The 18,804-nt window shown below is 56.2% G+C and carries 18 protein-coding genes; 7 read left to right on the forward strand and 11 right to left on the reverse strand.

Features of this window, described 5'->3' with window-relative positions; all coding sequences use genetic code 11:
* Positions 1 to 25: 25 nt before the first annotated feature.
* Positions 26 to 925, reverse strand: a complete 900-nt coding sequence (locus tag F3J31_RS19775) for a LysR family transcriptional regulator (RefSeq protein WP_045909057.1) — start codon at positions 923 to 925, stop codon at positions 26 to 28.
* Between the two features lie 119 nt (positions 926 to 1,044).
* Here F3J31_RS19775 and F3J31_RS19780 point away from each other — a divergent pair, with 119 nt between their 5' ends.
* Complete coding sequence (locus tag F3J31_RS19780) at positions 1,045 to 1,803, forward strand: SDR family oxidoreductase (RefSeq protein ID WP_167214986.1); 759 nt, start codon at positions 1,045 to 1,047, stop codon at positions 1,801 to 1,803.
* 154 nt (positions 1,804 to 1,957) lie between these two features.
* The gene (locus F3J31_RS19785) at positions 1,958 to 2,560 is read left to right on the forward strand and encodes a response regulator transcription factor (protein ID WP_048027792.1); all 603 of its coding nucleotides are present in this window, start codon (positions 1,958 to 1,960) and stop codon (positions 2,558 to 2,560) included.
* Here the strand turns inward: F3J31_RS19785 and F3J31_RS19790 are convergent.
* Both F3J31_RS19790 and F3J31_RS19795 read right to left on the reverse strand, forming a co-directional pair.
* On the reverse strand, positions 2,539 to 2,877 hold the full coding sequence (locus F3J31_RS19790) for a lysozyme (RefSeq protein ID WP_048027789.1): 339 nt from the start codon (positions 2,875 to 2,877) through the stop codon (positions 2,539 to 2,541). The two genes, F3J31_RS19785 and F3J31_RS19790, sit on opposite strands and share 22 nt — an antisense overlap.
* Positions 2,878 to 2,948: 71 nt before the next feature.
* Positions 2,949 to 3,488 carry a GNAT family protein gene (locus F3J31_RS19795; RefSeq protein WP_167214877.1) on the reverse strand — a complete coding sequence of 180 codons (540 nt, stop codon included), beginning with the start codon at positions 3,486 to 3,488 and terminating at the stop codon, positions 2,949 to 2,951.
* Positions 3,489 to 3,636: 148 nt separating this feature from the next.
* On the opposite strand from F3J31_RS19795, the gene F3J31_RS19800 reads away from it, so the two are divergent.
* Positions 3,637 to 5,226 (forward strand): STY4199 family HEPN domain-containing protein, encoded by a 1,590-nt coding sequence (locus F3J31_RS19800; RefSeq protein ID WP_045909052.1) that lies wholly within the window; start codon positions 3,637 to 3,639, stop codon positions 5,224 to 5,226.
* A gap of 59 nt (positions 5,227 to 5,285) precedes the next feature.
* On the opposite strand, the gene F3J31_RS19805 is transcribed toward F3J31_RS19800, so the two are convergent.
* The 4 genes from F3J31_RS19805 to F3J31_RS19820 form a co-directional block, all read right to left on the reverse strand.
* Positions 5,286 to 6,935, reverse strand: coding sequence for an alpha,alpha-trehalase (locus F3J31_RS19805; protein ID WP_024908843.1), 1,650 nt, complete (start codon positions 6,933 to 6,935; stop codon positions 5,286 to 5,288).
* Positions 6,936 to 7,134: 199 nt separating this feature from the next.
* Positions 7,135 to 8,316: a cellulase family glycosylhydrolase gene (locus F3J31_RS19810; RefSeq protein WP_082142145.1), complete on the reverse strand. Its 1,182-nt coding sequence runs from the start codon at positions 8,314 to 8,316 to the stop codon at positions 7,135 to 7,137.
* A 134-nt stretch (positions 8,317 to 8,450) separates the two neighbouring features.
* On the reverse strand, positions 8,451 to 9,803 hold the full coding sequence (gorA, locus tag F3J31_RS19815) for a glutathione-disulfide reductase (protein WP_167214879.1): 1,353 nt from the start codon (positions 9,801 to 9,803) through the stop codon (positions 8,451 to 8,453).
* Positions 9,804 to 9,874: 71 nt separating this feature from the next.
* On the reverse strand, positions 9,875 to 10,717 hold the full coding sequence (locus F3J31_RS19820; protein WP_008503119.1) for a 23S rRNA (adenine(2030)-N(6))-methyltransferase RlmJ: 843 nt from the start codon (positions 10,715 to 10,717) through the stop codon (positions 9,875 to 9,877).
* Between the two features lie 207 nt (positions 10,718 to 10,924).
* Here F3J31_RS19820 and prlC point away from each other — a divergent pair, with 207 nt between their 5' ends.
* Both prlC and rsmJ read left to right on the forward strand, forming a co-directional pair.
* Positions 10,925 to 12,967 (forward strand): oligopeptidase A, encoded by a 2,043-nt coding sequence (gene prlC, locus F3J31_RS19825; protein ID WP_048027782.1) that lies wholly within the window; start codon positions 10,925 to 10,927, stop codon positions 12,965 to 12,967.
* A gap of 7 nt (positions 12,968 to 12,974) precedes the next feature.
* Positions 12,975 to 13,727, forward strand: coding sequence for a 16S rRNA (guanine(1516)-N(2))-methyltransferase RsmJ (rsmJ, locus tag F3J31_RS19830; RefSeq protein WP_045416997.1), 753 nt, complete (start codon positions 12,975 to 12,977; stop codon positions 13,725 to 13,727).
* Positions 13,728 to 13,820: 93 nt separating this feature from the next.
* Here rsmJ and uspA read toward each other — a convergent pair whose 3' ends face one another.
* Positions 13,821 to 14,258, reverse strand: a complete 438-nt coding sequence (uspA, locus tag F3J31_RS19835) for a universal stress protein UspA (RefSeq protein ID WP_003861223.1) — start codon at positions 14,256 to 14,258, stop codon at positions 13,821 to 13,823.
* Between the two features lie 283 nt (positions 14,259 to 14,541).
* Here uspA and uspB point away from each other — a divergent pair, with 283 nt between their 5' ends.
* On the forward strand, positions 14,542 to 14,877 hold the full coding sequence (uspB, locus tag F3J31_RS19840) for a universal stress protein UspB (RefSeq protein WP_003861224.1): 336 nt from the start codon (positions 14,542 to 14,544) through the stop codon (positions 14,875 to 14,877).
* A 43-nt stretch (positions 14,878 to 14,920) separates the two neighbouring features.
* Here the strand turns inward: uspB and F3J31_RS19845 are convergent, their stop codons facing one another.
* From F3J31_RS19845 to pitA, 3 genes are all read right to left on the reverse strand, one after another.
* Positions 14,921 to 15,328, reverse strand: a complete 408-nt coding sequence (locus tag F3J31_RS19845) for a hypothetical protein (protein ID WP_111967787.1) — start codon at positions 15,326 to 15,328, stop codon at positions 14,921 to 14,923.
* On the reverse strand, positions 15,306 to 15,695 hold the full coding sequence (locus F3J31_RS19850) for a polymorphic toxin type 44 domain-containing protein (protein ID WP_205246298.1): 390 nt from the start codon (positions 15,693 to 15,695) through the stop codon (positions 15,306 to 15,308). The genes F3J31_RS19845 and F3J31_RS19850 overlap by 23 nt, the downstream gene beginning before the upstream one ends.
* Positions 15,696 to 15,869: 174 nt before the next feature.
* Complete coding sequence (gene pitA / locus F3J31_RS19855) at positions 15,870 to 17,369, reverse strand: inorganic phosphate transporter PitA (RefSeq protein ID WP_008503116.1); 1,500 nt, start codon at positions 17,367 to 17,369, stop codon at positions 15,870 to 15,872.
* A 228-nt stretch (positions 17,370 to 17,597) separates the two neighbouring features.
* Here pitA and F3J31_RS19860 point away from each other — a divergent pair, with 228 nt between their 5' ends.
* Positions 17,598 to 18,794, forward strand: a complete 1,197-nt coding sequence (locus tag F3J31_RS19860; RefSeq protein ID WP_048226402.1) for an NAD(P)/FAD-dependent oxidoreductase — start codon at positions 17,598 to 17,600, stop codon at positions 18,792 to 18,794.
* The last annotated feature ends 10 nt before the right edge of the window (positions 18,795 to 18,804 follow it).

Below are 18,804 nucleotides of genomic sequence, written 5' to 3' on the forward strand. Positions count from 1 at the left end.
GATGTTATTGAATTATAGCTTGCGACTAGTCCACGTAAGCTTTTGTGAGTTCGGTCAGCCACTCCATGAACAGATGTACCCGGCGGGAGAGGTTGCGCCGGTGGGGATAAATCAGGGAAACAGGCATCGGTTCGGCCCGGTATTGCGGGAGGATCTCAACCAGCTTCTTCGCGCGCAGCAAATCTCGTACCCCAACCCGCGGAACCTGAATGATGCCCAGCCCGGCGAGGCAGGCAGCCTGGTAGGTTTCGGTGCTGTTAACGGTCAATACCCCGCCCGTTTTTATCCACTGCGTCGCACTGCCGTTATAAAACTCAAAGCCCTGCGGGCGAGTTCCCAGCATAGCGGTGTAGTGAATGACGGCGTGCGAGCCTAAATCGTCCAGCGTGTCCGGGTAGCCAAACCGAGCCAGATAGTCCGGACTGGCGCAGTTAATCACCGACAGCTTGCCCAACGGTCGGGCGATAAGCCCTGAATCCTTCAGCGTGCCGACGCGTACCACGCAATCAAACCCTTCGCGGATCACATCCACCAGACGATCGCTGCTGCTGAGTTCCAGCTCAATGCCCGGATAATGCTGCAGAAACGCAGGGAGTTTGGGGATGACTAAATTTCGAGCAACGGCGACGGGCATATCCACGCGAAGCCGTCCGCTGATGCTGGAGGGATCGTGCTGAAACATCCCGTCGAGTTCATCAAGGTTTGCCAGCAGATCTTTTGCCCGTTCGTAATAGACCATGCCGTCCTGCGTCAGGCTGACGCGACGCGTGGTGCGGTGCAATAGCTGGGTGCCAAGCCGGTTTTCGAGGGCCTGAATCTGCCGTGACACGCTGCCTTTTGGCAGCGTTAAAGTTTCTGCCGCGCGGGAAAAACTCTCCAGTTCCGCGACGCGGACAAACAGCTGCATTGCGTGAATTTTATCCATAGATGAAGCTCATTGTTGTTTCCGATGAAACAGTGAAGCGTTTTAACCCACCTTTATTGATTTTCTATCACCTAATAAGCTCTTACTCAATCCCCATAACAGCCAAAACGAGGTTTATGATGACTGAACGTATCGCATTAGTGACGGGTGGTAGCCGTGGTTTGGGTAAAAACGCGGCCTTAAAGCTGGCGGCAGACGGCACGGGAATTGTGCTGACCTACAACCGTAGCCAGCAGGAAGCGCTGGCGGTTGTGCATGAAATTCAGCAAAAAGGCGTTAACGCGGCGGCAATACAGCTTAACGTCGGGGAAGTCACGAGTTTTGAACATTTTGCCCGACAGCTTGAGGAAACCCTCCGAACCGTCTGGCAGCGTGAAACCTTTGACTATTTATTGAACAATGCCGGAACGGGTTTATATGCGCCCTACACCGACACGACGGAAGCCCAGTTTGATGAGGCGCTGAACATTCATTTTAAAGGACCTTTCTTCCTGACCCAGCGCCTGCTGCCGTTGCTTAACGACGGCGGACGGATCCTTAACGTCTCCAGCGGACTGGCCCGTTTTACCCAGCCGGGCTCGGGAACCTACGCGGCGATGAAGGGGGCGATGGAAGTGCTGACGCGTTATCAGGCGAAAGAGCTGGGGGCGCGCGGTATTTCCGTCAATATCATTGCGCCTGGTGCGATCGAAACCGACTTTGGCGGCGGACGCGTGCGCGACAACGCGGAGCTGAACCAGATGCTGGCATCCCAGACGGCGCTGGGACGGGTGGGGCTGCCGGACGATATTGGCGATGCCATTGCGGCACTGCTCAGCGACAAACTGGGCTGGATGACTGCGCAACGTATTGAAGTCTCAGGCGGCATGTTCCTGTGATATCTGCGCTTAAGGAAATCCTTAAGACGAATGTGTCCAGATACTGATAGATATAAAGAACACGGGGGATTTGTAACGGCTCCATTCGTTGAGTTTTTTCTTAAATAACGCCTCTGTAGAATCCCCCTTCGCTATTCTCAGAGGGGAAAAAACGATGCGAGTAATCATGTTTGACAGGCAGTCACTCTTTATTCACGGAGCGATACACAGTCTTCAGGCGCTAATCCCGGAAATAACTATAACAGGGACCTGTCAGGCACAAGATTTATGGGCTCAGGCTTCTGCTTCGCCGTCAGCTATCGTCATGATTGATGGGAATTTAATTCAGGACGAAGGGAGCGCTTTGCTGGAAGCGATTGTGCATCGCTTTCCGGCGATACGCGTGATTCTGGTTTTGGCGAAAAAAGAGGCCAGATGGGTGGAGCAACTGCGACAGCGAAACGTCATGGCCATTATTCCCCGCAATGCCAGTCCCGAACGGTTTTCCGCCGTGCTGGATTCGGTAGCCCGAGGGATGGTCTGTTTTCCCGGAGAGTGGGTCCGGGAGCCGACGTCGCCTCAGGCGTTATTATCCTTAAGCGAGCGCCAGCGCGAAGTGTTGAAACTGCTGGCGGCGGGCGAGTCAAATAAAGAGATTGGCCGCAATCTCAACATCAGTGCAGCCACGGTAAAAGCGCACCTTGAGGCACTTTTCCGGCGGCTGGACGTGAAAAACAGAACGCAGGCAGCCATGTACTATACCCGGGCGACGGCCTGAATAAGCGCGTCGGGGAGCGACGTTATCTCTCCGAAACTGAATATCATCATGACCAGCGCATCATGCTGCTGTTGGGTTAATGGACGTGTCAGATTTTCCCGCAGCAGCGTCTCACACAGCCGTATATCTTCATGCAGCAAATGGTCTGCCTCCAGCGGTGTGACAGGACCGTGAAAATGTTCCTGGTCACGGATAACGTGGCCATAGCCGATAACCCATAATCCGTTTTCGTCACGATATTTTTCCAGAGAAAGACCCTGATGTTTTTTTATTAACGCGATGGCGGCAGATGATATTTTCAGCCCATGCTCTTTCATATTCGTTTCCTCTTAATGGCGACACTGTAGAGGAAACGGCTTACGAGAAATATCCGCCAAATGGCTGTTGATCACGCCTTGTTATTCAGATATTCATGCCGCAATAAACCAAATAACCAGTCATTATACCAATGCCCCGCAAGGAAATAGCTCTCGCGTAATTCGCCCTCCAGGCGAAAGCGGACTTTTTCCAGCACACGTCGTGAGGCGATATTGCCCGCCGTGACGGTGGCGGTAAGTCGGCGTATATCGCCTTCTTCAAAGGCATAGCGGCAAAGCGCCTGCAGGGATTCGAAGCCGTAGCCTTTTCCCTGCGCCTCGGGGGCGAAAAGGAAACCCACTTCGGCGCAATCCGCCTCCCGATGAATATACCCGGTGACGCCCAGCGGGGCCCGGGAGGCGGCGTCACGCACGACGAGGCACAGCCAGTGCGCGCTGCCTGGCGTCCAGGGCGTCAGACGGGCATCGAACGCCTCGCGAATAACTGCGACGGGGCGGTCTTCCGCCACAAAGCGCATGACGTCGGGATGTTGCTGTAGCGCCAGAAAAAAGGGCCAGTCTTCTTCCTGCAAAGGTGAGCAGTTCAGGCGAGGGGTAATTAAAACGGGCATTCAGATTCTCCTGACACTTTTTAAATGATTTTAGGGTTGTCACTTTATTTCAACAGAAAGTCAGGTATGGTTAACCGCGTATAAATAAAAAGAAAAAAGGCCGTCTCGTGCCCATTCCGGATGTCTTCGTTGTCGCTTAAGGAAAACAATGACTCTCAGCACATCACATCATATTCGCGAACAGTTCGAACACTGTCTGGCGGTCATTCGCCATGCGTCGGTGGAAATTTTGCTTCTTCTGAATGTACATGCATCTGAGGGCAAAGATCCACGCTGGTTTCTGGAACAACTGGACAGCGCGCGATTAGCCCTGGGCGGCTGGGGAGCCGTGGCGAAAAAACTCAACCTGAATGATGCCGAGATGTCGGAATTTACGCTCCAGCTGCGCCTGCTGCAGCAGCGCGTGCCTCAGTATGAAAGCGGACAGGATGTGAGTGAAAACCAGCTGATTGCGGCGATGCGCTTTGTCACCGCGCTGGAGCACCTTCGCCTGCAGCAGCCGCTGTTGACCTACAGCACGGAGCTGTCTCCGGGCAGCGAACTCCAGCAGCAGCAGGCGCACAAGCAGGTGCGGGCGATAGAGCTGATGATAAAAGGGCTCATCCAGCAGGCCTGGCCCGATCAGGTCAAGCTGAACAACCATCTTAAGACCCTGTTTAATGCCGATCGCGTTCGGCGCTGGCTGAAGCTGGGCGAGATCAACGATGTGCTGAGCGGCATGATGTTCAGCGAGCTGGCACAGATGCTGGTGGATAAAAAGGAGTTCAGCCGCTATTACGCTTCGCTGTTCAGCGATCCGTCCATGCTGACGCTGCTGGTTGAACCGCGTAAAACGCTGCAAACCTTCCTCGATGACATCCGGCAAATTCGCAACAACATCACCGTTCAGAAAACGTTGAGCTCGGCGCAAATTCAGCTGCTGGATAACTACTACGCGCAGATCGCGCGGCCCGTTCAACGTGCGTTTGAAGAGGGGAGAACGCGCGTCAATCCGGCGGGATTCATGGCGGTAGATGCCAGCGAACTGCATACCTTCTGGGAAAAGGCGCAGAAAATGGATCGGGTCACCGGCGGGGATCTGTTTGAAGTCCGCGACACCATTGAAAAGCCGACCCAGCGCGCGCCGCGCACCCCCGAACAACGCGAGCAGCTCATTTCCGGTGCGTTATGGGGGGCAGTTGGCGTTATGGTGATTGCCATCGTGGCCGGGGGATTCTGGCTGGTGACCAGCAGTAAACCGCAGCCTGCGGCCGTCAGCGCGGCTGAAGCGGCACCACCACAGGAAATGCGTGAAACGCCTTCCTCGCGCGAAACGCTCACACGCATGGGAGTGACCTGGGACGAGAATAATTTCCGCTCGGCCATTAACCGCAATGACACCCGCGTGACCCAGCTCTTTTTGCAGGGCGGTATGGACTGGAAGCTGTCCTGGACCGAAGAGGCGATGTCGGCAGGCTATGACGACGTGCTGGAGCTGATGTTACGCTACCGGCAAAACATGGTGGAGGAGAAGCCGTGTCGGCGCTTCATCAACACGCTCAGCCACGCAATGTCGAACGGCGAGTCTCTGACCTCGGTACGTAAAGAGTACCTCAAAGCTTTCTGCACCGTGCCTGCGGTGGTGAAACGCCAGCAGCACGATCTCGACATGGCCACACGCCGTGCGAAGTCACAGCCGGATGCCACCACCAAAAAATGGCAGTCTATTCAGAGCGCCATTTATGAGGTGATCCGCTAAGTTGTTCTCCCTCTCCCAGTGGGAGAGGGCCGGGGTGAGGGCACCAGACCGCACCCTGCTTAAGGCTCACCATACAACCCAATCAGCCGCCGCACCACGCCGTTTGTCCAGCCAAAACCGTCCTGCAGCGGATACTCACCCCCGCCACCTTCGCGCGGCGTGCTGCTGGCGATGTGGTACTTCTCAATCAGCTTATGGTGCGTCTGATAAAAATGGTTCACCGTATGCAGCCAGCTCCAGGCGATCTCATCCCCCAGCGAGTCGTTGCCATACTGCTTGAACCCCTGAATCGCCATCCACTGCAGCGGCGCCCAGCCGTTGGGTTTATCCCACTGCTCGCCGGTTTCATACTCGGTCGCCAGAATCCCGCCCGGCGTGAGTAGTCGCGCCTTGACCGCATCCGACAGGCGCTCAGCCTGCTCATGGGTCGCCATACCGACATACAGCGGCACGATGCTGGCGGCAGAAAACAGTGCCAGCTCTTCACGTCGCCAGTCGTAGTCGCGGTAACAGCCGCTCTCCTCGTCCCACAGATAGCGGTTCACCGCCTCGCGACGATCGCTGGCTTTCTGGCGGAACAGGTCGGCCGTCTCTTTGTCCCCTTTCGACGCCGAGATGTTGGCAATGGCGCTTTCCAGCTTGAACAGGAAGGCGTTGAGGTCGATGGGGATAAACTGCGTCGTGCGGATGCTGGCGAGCCGCGACGGATCGCGCAGCCAGCGGGACGAATAGTCCCAGCCGGACGCCGCCCCCGCCCGCAGGTCGCGATAGACCTCGTTTGGCGGTCGCCCCGAGTGGCGCGCGGTTTCCACGTCCTCAATCCACGATTCGTCGCGCGGGGTATCACGGTCATCCCAGTAGCGGTTGAGCAATGAACCGTCCGGCATGCGCACGGCGCTGCGGTAGGCCTGGTTAAGCAGCAGCGACTCCGCGCCGTCCATCCAGAAGGCGTACTCCATTTTGAGGTGATCCAGATAGCGTTTCGCACCACGCACGCCGTCCTCCTCAAACAGCTCCACCATCAGCGCAAAGACCGGCGGCTGGGAGCGGCTGAGATAATAGGTACGGTTGCCGTTGGGGATATGCCCGTAGCGTTCAATCAGCCAGGCGAAGTTGTCCGCCATGCACTTCAGCAGGTCGTTACGACCGCTCTCCGCCAGCCCCAGCATGGAGAAATAGGAATCCCAGTAGTAGGTCTCGCTGAATCGTCCGCCGGGAACGATGTAGGCCTGCGGCAGCGCCAGCAGGGAAGACCAGGGAATATGATCCTGCGGCTCGCGCGTCAGCACCGGCCACAGGTTATCAATGTGCTCCTTCAGGGAGAGGCCCGGGTCGGAGACATACTCGGTGCCGAACGTTTCCGGCATCCAGAAGTGGTTCTCCACAAACTGGCGCAGGTCGAAGTCCCGGTGGCGTCTGACCTTGCGGTAGCGGATCAGGATATCCAGCGGATCCATTTTCGGCGCGCAGTCGGGGAAGGTTTTGCTGTCCGCAAACAGCCGCGTCGACTGCACATGCTCGAACAGTTCAAGATAGCGGTCTGCGGGCGTCAACGCATCGGAGGCGGGTAGCCCCTCGATCATTTCGGGTTCCGGCTCCGCCTCAATCATTTCATCCAGTTTCAACTCGCAGGGATCGGTCTCGTAGCGCAGCTCTTCTGCAATCTCGAATTCGATGTTCTCGGTAGCCTGTAGTTTCTGGTTGAACATGGTGATAGGGACCTCCGGTTGTGTGTTCAAAAGACAGGTTTATCCGGGCGTCTTATAAGCGTAGACATTCGCTTCGGTAGAGGGGGAGGAATATGTGCGGTAGATCACTATTTTCGGAGCATTCGTTTTGCAACGATTTATGTATGTTAACAGTAGCCTCTCCAGGAGAGGCTACAGAACAAGAGGGGAGCCTGCCGGATTAAAGGCCTTGTTTTAGCCGCGTAGCAATCGGTTCAAATTCCTCGGTGGAATGGCGCTTGAGCGTATCAGGTGCGTTATCCTCAATGGCTTTCCAGTAGGCCCACGGCACCGGTTTTTTCCCCAGCTCATAGTCCATGGCGTCCCAGGCATCTTCACGAAACGCATAAAATGCCCAGTGTGCATGATGTTTGTCGAGGACGGTCAGGACATCATTAAGCCACTGCCTGCAGCCCTGCAGCGTGCGAACGCAGCCAAACTCTCCCGCGACAACCCGGTTGGCCGGAATACCGTGCTGTTTCGCCCAGTCAAAGGGCGCGTTCATCCATTTCTCTATGGCCGTAGCGTCCCATTTCACCTTTTTACCGCCGAACGTGACCATGCCGGGATAGTCGAACGGCACCTTGCGGCGTGCATTTGGCGCGCTGGTGAAATCATAGGGCTCGTACATGTGGAAGCTGTAGAGCACCCGCTTATCCTCAAGCGCGGACGGCCAGCCAGAAAAACCACGCGCGGAGGCGTACCAGCCTCCATCGACCATAATCGGTGTGGTGGCATCGACCTCGCGGATGGCGGCAATAATCTGATTGTAGAGAGCGGGAAGGTTACGCGCCGTGCTTTGCTGCTGCTGATACCAGGTTTTTAACGCCTCTGGCGACGCCTGCTCGCTAATGTTGCCTCTTTTTTCAGGCGCGGGTTCATTGACCAGGTTCCAGGCCGCAATGCCCGGTTCGTCCTTCAGGGCCTGGGCCAAATCACGCCAGAACTGAGCGGCTTCCTGCCAGTATTTTTTATCCTGCCAGATGCGGTCATCAAACTGGTTATTGTTATTTTGCGCCCAGCGCATGCCGGGTAAAGAGAGTGGGGCGATAACGACCTGTAGCCCGGCCGCGTGTGCTTTCCTGATGGAGGCTTTGAGGGTCGCGAGGTCTGTCGCCTCGAGCCCACGGTAGCCGTCGGCATTGCCGAGAAGAAAATCTCTCCCGGCAGGTTTCCATTTATCATAAGAGAGGCGAACCCACGTCGCGCCATAGCCTCGCAGCGCGTCATAGTATTCCTGCGTGGGCGGCAGGCGGTTAAAGCTGTTTCCACCGTGCTGAGGGGTATCCCAGAAGGTGATTTGATCAGATGAGGAGGCAGCAAAGCAAAAAAGAAGCAGGGTCAACCCGATAAGCGCTTTCATCTCAATTCCTTTTTAGCGTGATGATGATTTTATATTCGCCGGGATGATGAGGCTTTGTCTTTAAATTATCGAGCCATATAAAAAACTGGCCCGCAAAGGCCAGTTTTGATGACGTGCTTTCCTGCGAAAAGCCCTTAACGCATGGTCACAAACTCTTCCGCCGCCGTTGGGTGGATTGCCACGGTGTTATCGAAATCTTTCTTCGTTGCGCCCATCTTCAGCGCCACGGCGAAGCCCTGCAGGATCTCGTCCATGCCGAAGCCGATGCCGTGGATACCGACAATCTTCTCGTCCGGACCGACGCAGACCAGCTTCATGCGGCACGGCTGACGGTGCGAGGTGACGGCGGTATACATCGCGGTGAAGACCGATTTATACACTTTCACCTGGTCGTCGCCATACTGCTCGCGCGCCTGCGGCTCGGTTAAGCCGACGGTGCCGATTGGCGGGTGGCTGAAGACCACGGTCGGGATGTTGCTGTAGTCCAGATGCTCGTCCGGCTTGTTGTTAAACAGGCGCTCGGAAAGACGACGACCCGCCGCAACGGCCACCGGGGTCAGCTCAACCGCACCGGTATTGTCGCCGACCGCGTAAATGCCCGGTACGCTGGTGTTCTGGAATTTATCGACGACGATATAGCCTTTTTCGTCGGTTTTCACGCCGGTCACGCCCAGGTTGAAGTTATCGTTCGCCGGTTCACGGCCAATCGCCCAGATCAGGCAATCGACGGTCTGGCTGCGGCCATCTTCCAGCTCCAGCGTCAGGCTGCCGTCTGCATTTTTTACGACCGCTTTTGGCACGGCGTTGGTATGCAGAGTTGGACCTTCGGTGTTCATCACTTCAACCAGCGTATCAACAATCAGCGGATCGAAGCTGCGCAGCGGCGCGTGTTTACGCACGAACAGGTGCGCTTCGGCACCCAGACCGTTAATCACGCCAGCCAGCTCCACCGCGATGTAACCCGCGCCCACCACGGCAACGCGTTTTGGCAGGGCAGGCAGTTCGAAGAAACCGTCGGAGTCGATGCCGTATTCCACGCCCGGGATGTTCGGGTGGCTTGGACGACCGCCGGTAGCGATCAGGATGTGATCGGCGGTGATCGTCTCGCCGTTCACTTCGATCGTTTTCGCATCAACAAAGCGAGCGAAACCGTGGATAACGTCGACGTTATTTTTGCCCAGCACGTTGTCGTAGGAGGTATGAATACGGTCGATGTAGGCGGTACGGCTGGCGATCAGCTTGTCCCAGTCGAAGTGGTTGATGGTAGTGTCAAAGCCGTAGTCCGGGCCATACATGTGGATAGCTTCACGGATTTGCGCCGCATGCCACATCACCTTCTTCGGTACACAACCCACGTTCACACAGGTGCCGCCCAGCGCTTTGGCTTCAATCAGCGCGCACTTCTGGCCGTACATGGCCGCGCGGTTGATGGAGGCGATGCCGCCGCTGCCGCCGCCGATGGCGATGTAGTCATAATGCTTAGTCATAGCTTTTGTCCTTAATCGTGAATTGCCGCGATTGTATACCTGAAATCAATAGTTTCCACCGATGGCTGCGATTACTCCGGCACGATCCAACTGACGGAGGTATGGCCCGTACCGGCTGGCACCAGCGTTTTGTGCAGCCACGGCAGCACGTTGTTCATCTGCGCTTCGAGCTTCCACGGCGGGTTAATGACGATCATGCCCGAGGCGGTCATGCCGCGCTGGTCGCTGTCCGGACGTACCGCCAGCTCGATCTGCAGAATTTTGCGGATGCCGGTGGCTTCCAGGTCCTTGATCATGCGCTTAATTTGCGCACGCAGCACCACCGGATACCACAGGGCGTATGTCCCGGTGGCGAAGCGTTTGTAGCCTTCGTGGATACCCGTCACCACCGCCTGATAGTCGGTTTTGATTTCGTACGGCGGGTCGATCAGCACCAGGCCGCGACGGGAGACCGGCGGCAGCTTGGCTTTCAGCTGCTGGTAGCCGTCGGCTTTTTCCACGCGGGCGCGGCTGTCTTTCTGGAATTCAGAGCGCAACAGCGGGAAGTCGCTCGGGTGCAGCTCGGTCAGCTGGATGCTGTCCTGCTCGCGCAGCAGCTGGCGGGCAATCAGCGGGGATCCCGGGTAGTAGCGCAACTGGCCGTTGCGGTTGAAGTGATTCACCACGCCGATGTACGGCTCCAGCTCGGCAGGCAGGTCGTCCTGCTGCCAGATGCGGGCGATCCCTTCCAGATATTCACCGGTACGCTCGGCATGCTCACCGCTCAGCTGATAACGGCCCGCGCCCGCGTGGGTGTCCAGATAGAGAAACGGCTTCTCTTTCTCTTTGAGCGATTCGATGATCAGGCTCTGAACGGTGTGTTTAAGGACGTCGGCGTGGTTGCCTGCGTGGAAGCTGTGGCGATAACTGAGCATGGGTAATGATATTCCGCTGAATTGACGATTTGCCACAGTTTACAGCAGAACGGCGCAGATTACCCGTAGGCCCGGTAAGCGCAGCGCCACCGGGCTCTTTTCGACAACGTCCGGCATTGAAATCCTCTACACTTAACCCCATTCTAGATCGCATATGCACAGCGCCGGATGCGCGCTTCATTCATCTTATTCAACAGGACAGCGTTTATGACCAATCCATTACTGACGCCTTTTTCGTTGCCGCCGTTTTCTAAAATCCTCCCCGAGCATGTGGTTCCAGCCGTTACGCAATCGCTGGACAACTGCCGCGCGGCGGTAGAAAGCGTGGTAGCGCAGGGCGCGCCGTACACCTGGGAAAATCTGTGTCAGCCGCTGGCCGAAGTGGACGACGTGCTGGGGCGTATCTTCTCCCCGGTGAGCCACCTGAACTCGGTAAAAAACAGCCCGGAGCTGCGCGAAGCCTACGAGCAAACCCTGCCACTGCTCTCTGAGTACAGCACCTGGGTCGGTCAGCACGAAGGGCTCTACAAAGCCTATCGCGACCTGCGCGACGGCGACCATTATGCCGAACTGAACACGGCGCAGAAAAAATCGGTCGATAACGCCCTGCGTGATTTTGAACTGTCCGGGATTGGCCTGCCAAAAGAGAAGCAGACCCGCTACGGTGAAATCGCCGCGCGCCTGTCCGAGCTGGGCAACCAGTACAGCAACAACGTGCTCGACGCCACCATGGGCTGGACGAAGCTGATTACCGACGAAGCGGAGCTTTCCGGCATGCCGGAAAGCGCTCTGGCGGCGGCAAAAGCGCAGGCCGAGGCGAAAGAGCAGGACGGCTTCCTGTTAACCCTGGACATCCCGAGCTATCTGCCGGTGATGACCTATTGCGACAACCAGGCGCTTCGCGAAGAGATGTACCGCGCCTACAGCACCCGCGCCTCCGATCAGGGCCCGAATGCCGGTAAGTGGGACAACAGCCCGGTCATGGCGGAAATCCTCGCCCTGCGCCACGAGCTGGCCCAACTACTGGGCTTCGAAAACTACGCCGATAAATCCCTCGCCACCAAAATGGCGGAAAATCCGCAGCAGGTGCTCGACTTCCTGACCGATCTGGCGAAACGCGCCCGTCCACAGGGTGAAAAAGAGCTGGCCCAGCTGCGCGCCTTCGCGAAAGCGGAGTTCGGCGTGGACGAGTTGCAGCCGTGGGACATTGCTTACTACAGCGAAAAACAGAAGCAGCACCTCTACAGCATCAGCGACGAGCAGCTGCGCCCGTATTTCCCGGAAAACAAAGCCGTTAACGGCCTGTTTGAAGTGGTGAAGCGCATCTATGGCATCACCGCCAAAGAGCGTACCGATATCGACGTCTGGCACCCGGACGTGCGCTTCTTCGAACTGTATGACGAGAAAAACGAACTGCGCGGCAGCTTCTACCTCGATCTCTACGCGCGTGAGAACAAGCGCGGCGGGGCGTGGATGGACGACTGCGTGGGCCAGATGCGTAAAGCAGACGGTTCTCTGCAGAAGCCGGTCGCCTACCTGACCTGTAACTTCAACCGTCCGGTGAACGGCAAACCTGCGCTCTTTACCCACGACGAAGTGATCACCCTGTTCCACGAGTTCGGTCACGGTCTGCACCATATGCTGACCCGCATCGAAACCGCAGGCGTGGCAGGCATCAGCGGTGTGCCGTGGGATGCGGTCGAACTGCCGAGCCAGTTTATGGAAAACTGGTGCTGGGAGCCGGACGCGCTGGCGTTTATCTCCGGTCACTATGAGACCGGCGAACCGCTGCCGAAAGAATTGCTGGATAAAATGCTGGCAGCGAAGAACTACCAGGCGGCGATGTTTATCCTGCGTCAGCTGGAGTTCGGCCTGTTCGATTTCCGCCTGCACGCCGAGTTCAGCCCGGAGCAGGGCGCGAAAATTCTTGAAACCCTGGCCGAGATTAAAAAGCAGGTTGCCGTTATTCCTGGGCCAACCTGGGGCCGCTTCCCGCACGCGTTCAGCCATATCTTTGCAGGCGGTTACGCGGCGGGTTACTACAGCTACCTGTGGGCCGACGTGCTGGCTGCGGATGCCTTCTCTCGTTTCGAAGAAGAGGGGATCTTCAACCGCGAAACCGGCCAGTCGTTCCTCGACAATATCCTGACCCGCGGCGGTTCCGAAGAGCCAATGGTGCTGTTCAAACGCTTCCGCGGACGCGAGCCGCAGCTGGATGCGATGCTTGAGCATTACGGGATCAAAGGCTGATTGTTACGTGAAGATCTGCTTAGTGGATGAAACGGGCGCCGGAGACGGCGCCTTATCTGTTCTGGCCGCCCGCTGGGGGCTGGAGCACGATGATGAAAACCCGATGGCGCTGGTGATGACCACAGCGCATCTGGAGTTACGCAAGCGCGACGAACCGAAGCTCGGCGGGATTTTTGTCGATTTTGTCGGCGGGGCCATGGCGCACCGTCGCAAGTTCGGCGGCGGTCGCGGCGAAGCGGTGGCTAAAGCGGTTGGGATTAAAGGAAGCTATCTGCCGGACGTGGTGGATGCCACGGCGGGGCTGGGGCGCGATGCGTTTGTGCTGGCGTCTGTCGGCTGTCGGGTGCGGATGCTGGAGCGTAATCCGGTAGTGGCGGCCCTGCTCGACGACGGTCTGAGCCGTGGCTACGCGGATCCGGAAATCGGCCCGTGGTTGCAGGAACGATTGCAGCTGATCCACGCCTCGAGCCTGACGGCGCTGACCGATATCACCCCGCGCCCGCAGGTGGTCTATCTCGACCCGATGTTTCCGCACAAGCAGAAAAGCGCGCTGGTGAAGAAAGAGATGCGGGTGTTTCAGTCTCTGGTGGGGCCTGATCTGGATGCGGATGGCCTGCTGGCGCCGGCTCGCCAGCTGGCGACGAAGCGGGTGGTGGTGAAACGCCCTGACTATGCGCCGCCGCTGGCGGACGTTGCCACGACCAATGCGGTGACCACCAAAGGGCACCGGTTTGATATCTACTCAGGCACGCCGGAATAAAAAAAAGCCGGGTGGCGGCTTCGCCTTACCCGGCCTACAGTTAGTGCCGTTTGTAGGCCCGGTAAGCGTTAGCGCCACCGGGCTTTTTTGCACTTACTCGTCTTCTTCGTCACGCAGTGGAACAATCAGCATATCCACGTGAACGGTGTTAATCAGCTGGCGCGCGGAAGACATCAGCTTGCTCCAGAAGTCCTGATGGTGACCGCACACCACCAGGTCCATGTCATATTTCTTGATCGCATCAACCAGTACCTGGCCCAGGTCGCCGCTGCCGCTCAGGGTTTCGGTAATCGGGTAGCCTGCGTTAGTGGACAGTTCGCTCAGGGCGTGGTGCGTCTCTTCGGAGATACGCTTCTGCATATCGCCCAGATTGACGTCGATCAGACCGGTGTAGAGGTCGGAGTAATTCACATCAACGTGAATCAGCGAAACTTTCGCGTTGTAGGGACGTGCCATGGATACCGCTTTATCAACGAGCACTTTGCTCTCCGGGGAGAGGTCTACCGCGATGAGAATGTGTTTGTAAGCCATAGTGTTACTCCTTCCTTAAGTTATCGATGACTAAATGGGAAAGCCGTCGTCTGATGCTTTCATTACGGCCCAGTTAAACATATTTTTCAAGCTTTGGTGTTGATAACGATTAACCTTGTGGCAAAAAAATTAACGGATCTCCTACACTATTAAATGAGCCGTTCGGATATTAAAACGCGAACCGGATCGACTTTTGGTCATTCTTTCACTGAACTGTCTGTCAGGGCATTGGGGTGCGGTAGCTCAGAAGCCTTGCTTCGTGGGCGGACGCCGGGGAGGATGTATGATTAGCACCGTCGCATTGTTTTGGGCGTTATGCGTGGTTTGCATAGTGAATATGGCGCGCTACTTCTCATCGTTACGTGCGCTGTTAGTGGTACTTCGTGGTTGCGATCCGTTGCTTTATCAGTATGTGGACGGTGGAGGGTTCTTCACCTCGCATGGACAGCCCAGCAAACAGATGCGTCTGGTGGGATATATCTACTACCAGCGCTACCGCGATCATCACGATGAAGAGTTTATCCGTCGCTGCGAGCGCCTGCGTCGTCAGTTCATTTTAACCAGCGCCCTGTGTGGCCTGGTCGTGGTCAGCATGATTGCATTGATGATTTGGCACTGAGCATCACAGCAGGCGGGGTCAGCCCCGCCTTCTTTCCTCTGGCTCAGGGCTTAACCGTGAACCGAAGATTGGAGATATTGGTCTCAATCGAAGTAACCTTCCCGCTATAGGCGATGTTAACGTCTCCGTTTGTATCAATGCTGGCCGCAGTAATTGTACCCGTACCTTCAATGACAGGATGCTTCATTGCCAACTGATGGATAATGTCGGTGTCTTTCCCTGTTATCTTTTCCGAGAGATAGTAACGGTAGATTGTGGGTACGGTGGCGCCACCCTGATTGTTCACGGTCATATAGAGCCAGACGCTGTCAGATAATTTATAAACGCGTTGAAGTGCATCGTTATTTCGCTGATTAGGCTGGTGGTTTAGCCACACAAATCCAATGACCAGAGCCAGAAGCGAAACCGTAACAAGGCGATGAATCCATTTAGTAGCCGTTTTGAATGGCATACTCTATTCCTTCTCTGATATTGCGTTGGTCCGTTGGATCGTCCCCGTAAGGCGGCTTTTCGTACCATTTTCCCCATTCAGATTTTGACGTGCCAGCACGGCTTTGAGCCCAACCTGCTCCCATAAGAAGGATGTTTGCAGGAATGCCTGCTGCAGTTCCGGCGGCTCCGAAGTTGAAATTACCAAATGCAGCAAAATAAGGGTCGAACTTTTTGTAATCCCAGGGACCACCATTTCGGACTTTTTGGTAGAACCAGTAATACGTTGAGGGAGTGGCCATGTTACGCGACATGCCATGAAGACGTGCTTCACGCATATTATTTGCTATAACCATTGAGCCAGGTCCTGAAATTGGGACAGAAGCCATACATTCTCCTTTGTCTGGTTTTTCTTCTGACCGCCATCATAGTGTTATCTTCGCAACTCTTTTGAGCAAAAAATGTTCAGGAAATCCTAATGTTATAAACTGTTCGATTGCAAATAACAGCCATAAAAAAAGCGGGTCAGTTTCCTGACCCGCTTTTTTGTCGCCTTCAACCGATTAAATCAGCTTCAGCGAAATCCAGTACAGCCCGCCAGACAGCAGGATGGATGCCGGAAGGGTGAACACCCAGGCCATCAGAATGTTGGTCACGGTTTTGCGCTGCAGGCCGCCACCGTCAACAATCATGGTACCTGCCACGGACGAGGAGAGTACGTGGGTGGTGGATACCGGCATACCGGTGTAGCTCGCCAGACCGATAGACACTGCCGCCGTCATCTGCGCGGACATACCCTGCGCATAGGTCATGCCTTTCTTACCGATCTTCTCGCCAATGGTGGTCGCCACGCGGCGCCAGCCAATCATCGTACCGATACCGAGTGCCAGTGCGACCGCCATGATGATCCAGATTGGCGCGTACTCAATGGTGTTGAGCATATCGCCTTTCAGTTTCTTCAGGAGACGCTGGTCGTCAGCATTCACGTCAGGCAGCTTCGCCACTTTATCCGTTACATCAGAGATGCACAGCATAATGCGACGCAGCTGACCACGCTGCTCAACGGTCAGTTTGTCATAACTTTCGATATTGCCCAGCATGCCTTTGGCACGTTCCAGCGCGTTAATCGCGTTTGCCGGATGGCAGTGGAATTCGCCAGGCGCGGTGGTAGCACCGGCTTCCGGAGACGGAATCAACTGGTCAACGCCGGTCGCTTTTTTCAGCAGCTCAGGGTGCTGCTGGAAGTAGGTTTCAACGTTGTTGACCGCATCACGGGTCCGGGTGATTTCGTAGCCGGAGGCGTTCATGTTAACCACGAAGCCTGCCGGAGCAACGCCGATCAGCACCAGCATCACCAGACCAATGCCTTTCTGACCATCGTTCGCGCCGTGTGAGAAAGCCACACCGATTGCGGAAATGATCAGGGCGATACGCGTCCAGAATGGCGGCTTTTTCTTGCCGTCTTTCTTTTCACGCTCTGCTGGCGTCAGGTGAATACGGGAGCGTTTTTTGGTATTGCTCCAGTAACGACGCAGGATGAAGATCAGCCCGCCTGCCACCACCAGACCCACGATAGGGGAGACGATGAGAGAGGCAAAGATCCCCAGTACTTTCGGGATATTTAACGCATCAACAACCGATGTACCGGTCATGAGGGCGTTGGTTAACCCGATACCGATAATCGCGCCGATGAGGGTGTGAGAACTGGATGCAGGCAGGCCGAAATACCAGGTACCGAGGTTCCAGATAATTGCAGCAAGCAGCATTGAGAACACCATAGCGAGGCCATGGCCAGAACTTACGTTAAGCAGCAGATCTGTTGGCAGCATATGCACAATGGCATACGCAACGCTCAGTCCGCCCAGGAGGACACCAAAAAAGTTAAATACCGCCGCCATAACAACCGCAAGCTGCGATCGCATTGCGCGAGTGTAAATAACCGTCGCTACTGCGTTTGCAGTGTCGTGGAAGCCGTTGATCGCTTCGTAAAACAGTACAAAAACCAGAGCAAGCAAGAGTAAAAGCCCGGTATGTAAATCCAGGCCGGCAAACAAATGTAGCATAGGACGTTACGCCATTTTGAGGACATGAACGCGGCGCATTATCCAGGACAAATGCGCAACGGGCAAAGTGAAATATAGACTTTTTTTGACATACCACCTGAATTGAGAAAAGTGCTTGAAAGGATATTCTTTAAATTTCAATGGAATGGCTTTGTAATATCTTTTTACGCTGGTGTGACCACAGAGGAAACTTTACAATCCGCGGCAGTTAACAAAGAGGGTTTTGACGTGGAAAGGTTTGATGCCGTGGTAATTGGCGCCGGTGCGGCGGGTATGTTTTGTGCGGCAATGGCCGGACAGGCGGGTCGTCGGGTGCTGCTGCTGGATAACGGTAAAAAGCCAGGCCGTAAGATCCTGATGTCCGGCGGCGGGCGCTGCAACTTTACTAACCTGTATGTTGAACCCGCGGCCTATTTGAGCCAAAACCGTCATTTTTGTAAATCTGCGCTGGCGCGTTATACCCAGTGGGACTTTATCGATCTGGTGGGTAAGCACGGTATCGCATGGCATGAGAAGACGCTGGGCCAGCTGTTCTGCGACGACTCCGCGCAGCAGATTGTCGATATGCTGGTGGCCGAGTGCGAGAAAGGCGGCGTGGTCATGCGCCTGCGCACCGAGGTGCTGGAGGTCTCCCGTGACGACCAGGGCTACACGCTGCAGCTCAACGGCGAAACCGTCAGTGCCGATAATCTGGTGATCGCCAGCGGCGGCCTCTCTATGCCGGGGCTGGGCGCTTCCCCGTTCGGCTATAAGATTGCCGAACAGTTTGGCCTGAACGTTTTGCCTACGCGCGCCGGTCTGGTGCCGTTCACGCTGCATAAACCACTTCTGGAACAGCTTCAGACGCTGTCTGGCGTGTCTGTTCCCTCCGTTATCACCGCCGAAGACGGCACGGTGTTTCGCGAAAACCTGCTCTTTACCCATCGCGGCCTCTCCGGCCCGGCGGTACTGCAAATCTCCAGCTACTGGCAGCCGGGGGAGTTTGTCACGGTTAACCTGCTCCCGGACTGCGATCTCGATGCGTTCCTCAACGAGCAGCGTACCGCACACCCGAATCAAAGCCTGAAAAACACGCTGGCAATGCAGCTGCCGAAGCGTCTGGTGGAGTGTTTGCAGGTGCTGGGGCAGATCCCCGACGTGTCGCTTAAGCAGCTTAACAGCCGCGAGCAGGAGACGCTGGTGGAGACCCTGACAAACTGGCGCGTGCAGCCAAACGGCACGGAGGGCTACCGCACCGCGGAAGTCACGCTGGGTGGGGTCGACACGAATGAACTCTCTTCCCGCACCATGGAAGCGCGCAACGTGCCGGGGCTCTATTTTATTGGCGAAGTGATGGATGTGACCGGCTGGCTCGGCGGATACAACTTCCAGTGGGCATGGGCAAGTGCCTGGGCATGTGCTCAGGCGCTGGCAGAAGACAAGTGACATCAGCGCG

The sequence above is a fragment of the Enterobacter sp. Acro-832 genome, assembly GCF_011752745.1.
Classification (GTDB): Bacteria; Pseudomonadota; Gammaproteobacteria; order Enterobacterales; family Enterobacteriaceae; genus Enterobacter; species Enterobacter quasiroggenkampii.

What these genes read in the sequence shown, in the direction of transcription:
- prlC (WP_048027782.1), top strand. Translation starts at nt 10,925, where the DNA reads ATGACCAATCCATTACTGACGCCTTTTTCGTTGCCGCCGTTTTCTAAA.
- F3J31_RS19780 (WP_167214986.1), top strand. Translation starts at nt 1,045, where the DNA reads ATGACTGAACGTATCGCATTAGTGACGGGTGGTAGCCGTGGTTTGGGT.
- F3J31_RS19805 (WP_024908843.1), bottom strand. Translation starts at nt 6,935, where the DNA reads ATGTTCAACCAGAAACTACAGGCTACCGAGAACATCGAATTCGAGATT.
- F3J31_RS19850 (WP_205246298.1), bottom strand. Translation starts at nt 15,695, where the DNA reads ATGGCTTCTGTCCCAATTTCAGGACCTGGCTCAATGGTTATAGCAAAT.
- F3J31_RS19845 (WP_111967787.1), bottom strand. Translation starts at nt 15,328, where the DNA reads ATGCCATTCAAAACGGCTACTAAATGGATTCATCGCCTTGTTACGGTT.
- F3J31_RS19820 (WP_008503119.1), bottom strand. Translation starts at nt 10,717, where the DNA reads ATGCTCAGTTATCGCCACAGCTTCCACGCAGGCAACCACGCCGACGTC.
- F3J31_RS19810 (WP_082142145.1), bottom strand. Translation starts at nt 8,316, where the DNA reads ATGAAAGCGCTTATCGGGTTGACCCTGCTTCTTTTTTGCTTTGCTGCC.
- F3J31_RS19785 (WP_048027792.1), top strand. Translation starts at nt 1,958, where the DNA reads ATGCGAGTAATCATGTTTGACAGGCAGTCACTCTTTATTCACGGAGCG.
- F3J31_RS19800 (WP_045909052.1), top strand. Translation starts at nt 3,637, where the DNA reads ATGACTCTCAGCACATCACATCATATTCGCGAACAGTTCGAACACTGT.
- F3J31_RS19795 (WP_167214877.1), bottom strand. Translation starts at nt 3,488, where the DNA reads ATGCCCGTTTTAATTACCCCTCGCCTGAACTGCTCACCTTTGCAGGAA.
- uspA (WP_003861223.1), bottom strand. Translation starts at nt 14,258, where the DNA reads ATGGCTTACAAACACATTCTCATCGCGGTAGACCTCTCCCCGGAGAGC.
- pitA (WP_008503116.1), bottom strand. Translation starts at nt 17,369, where the DNA reads ATGCTACATTTGTTTGCCGGCCTGGATTTACATACCGGGCTTTTACTC.
- F3J31_RS19790 (WP_048027789.1), bottom strand. Translation starts at nt 2,877, where the DNA reads ATGAAAGAGCATGGGCTGAAAATATCATCTGCCGCCATCGCGTTAATA.
- uspB (WP_003861224.1), top strand. Translation starts at nt 14,542, where the DNA reads ATGATTAGCACCGTCGCATTGTTTTGGGCGTTATGCGTGGTTTGCATA.
- F3J31_RS19775 (WP_045909057.1), bottom strand. Translation starts at nt 925, where the DNA reads ATGGATAAAATTCACGCAATGCAGCTGTTTGTCCGCGTCGCGGAACTG.
- gorA (WP_167214879.1), bottom strand. Translation starts at nt 9,803, where the DNA reads ATGACTAAGCATTATGACTACATCGCCATCGGCGGCGGCAGCGGCGGC.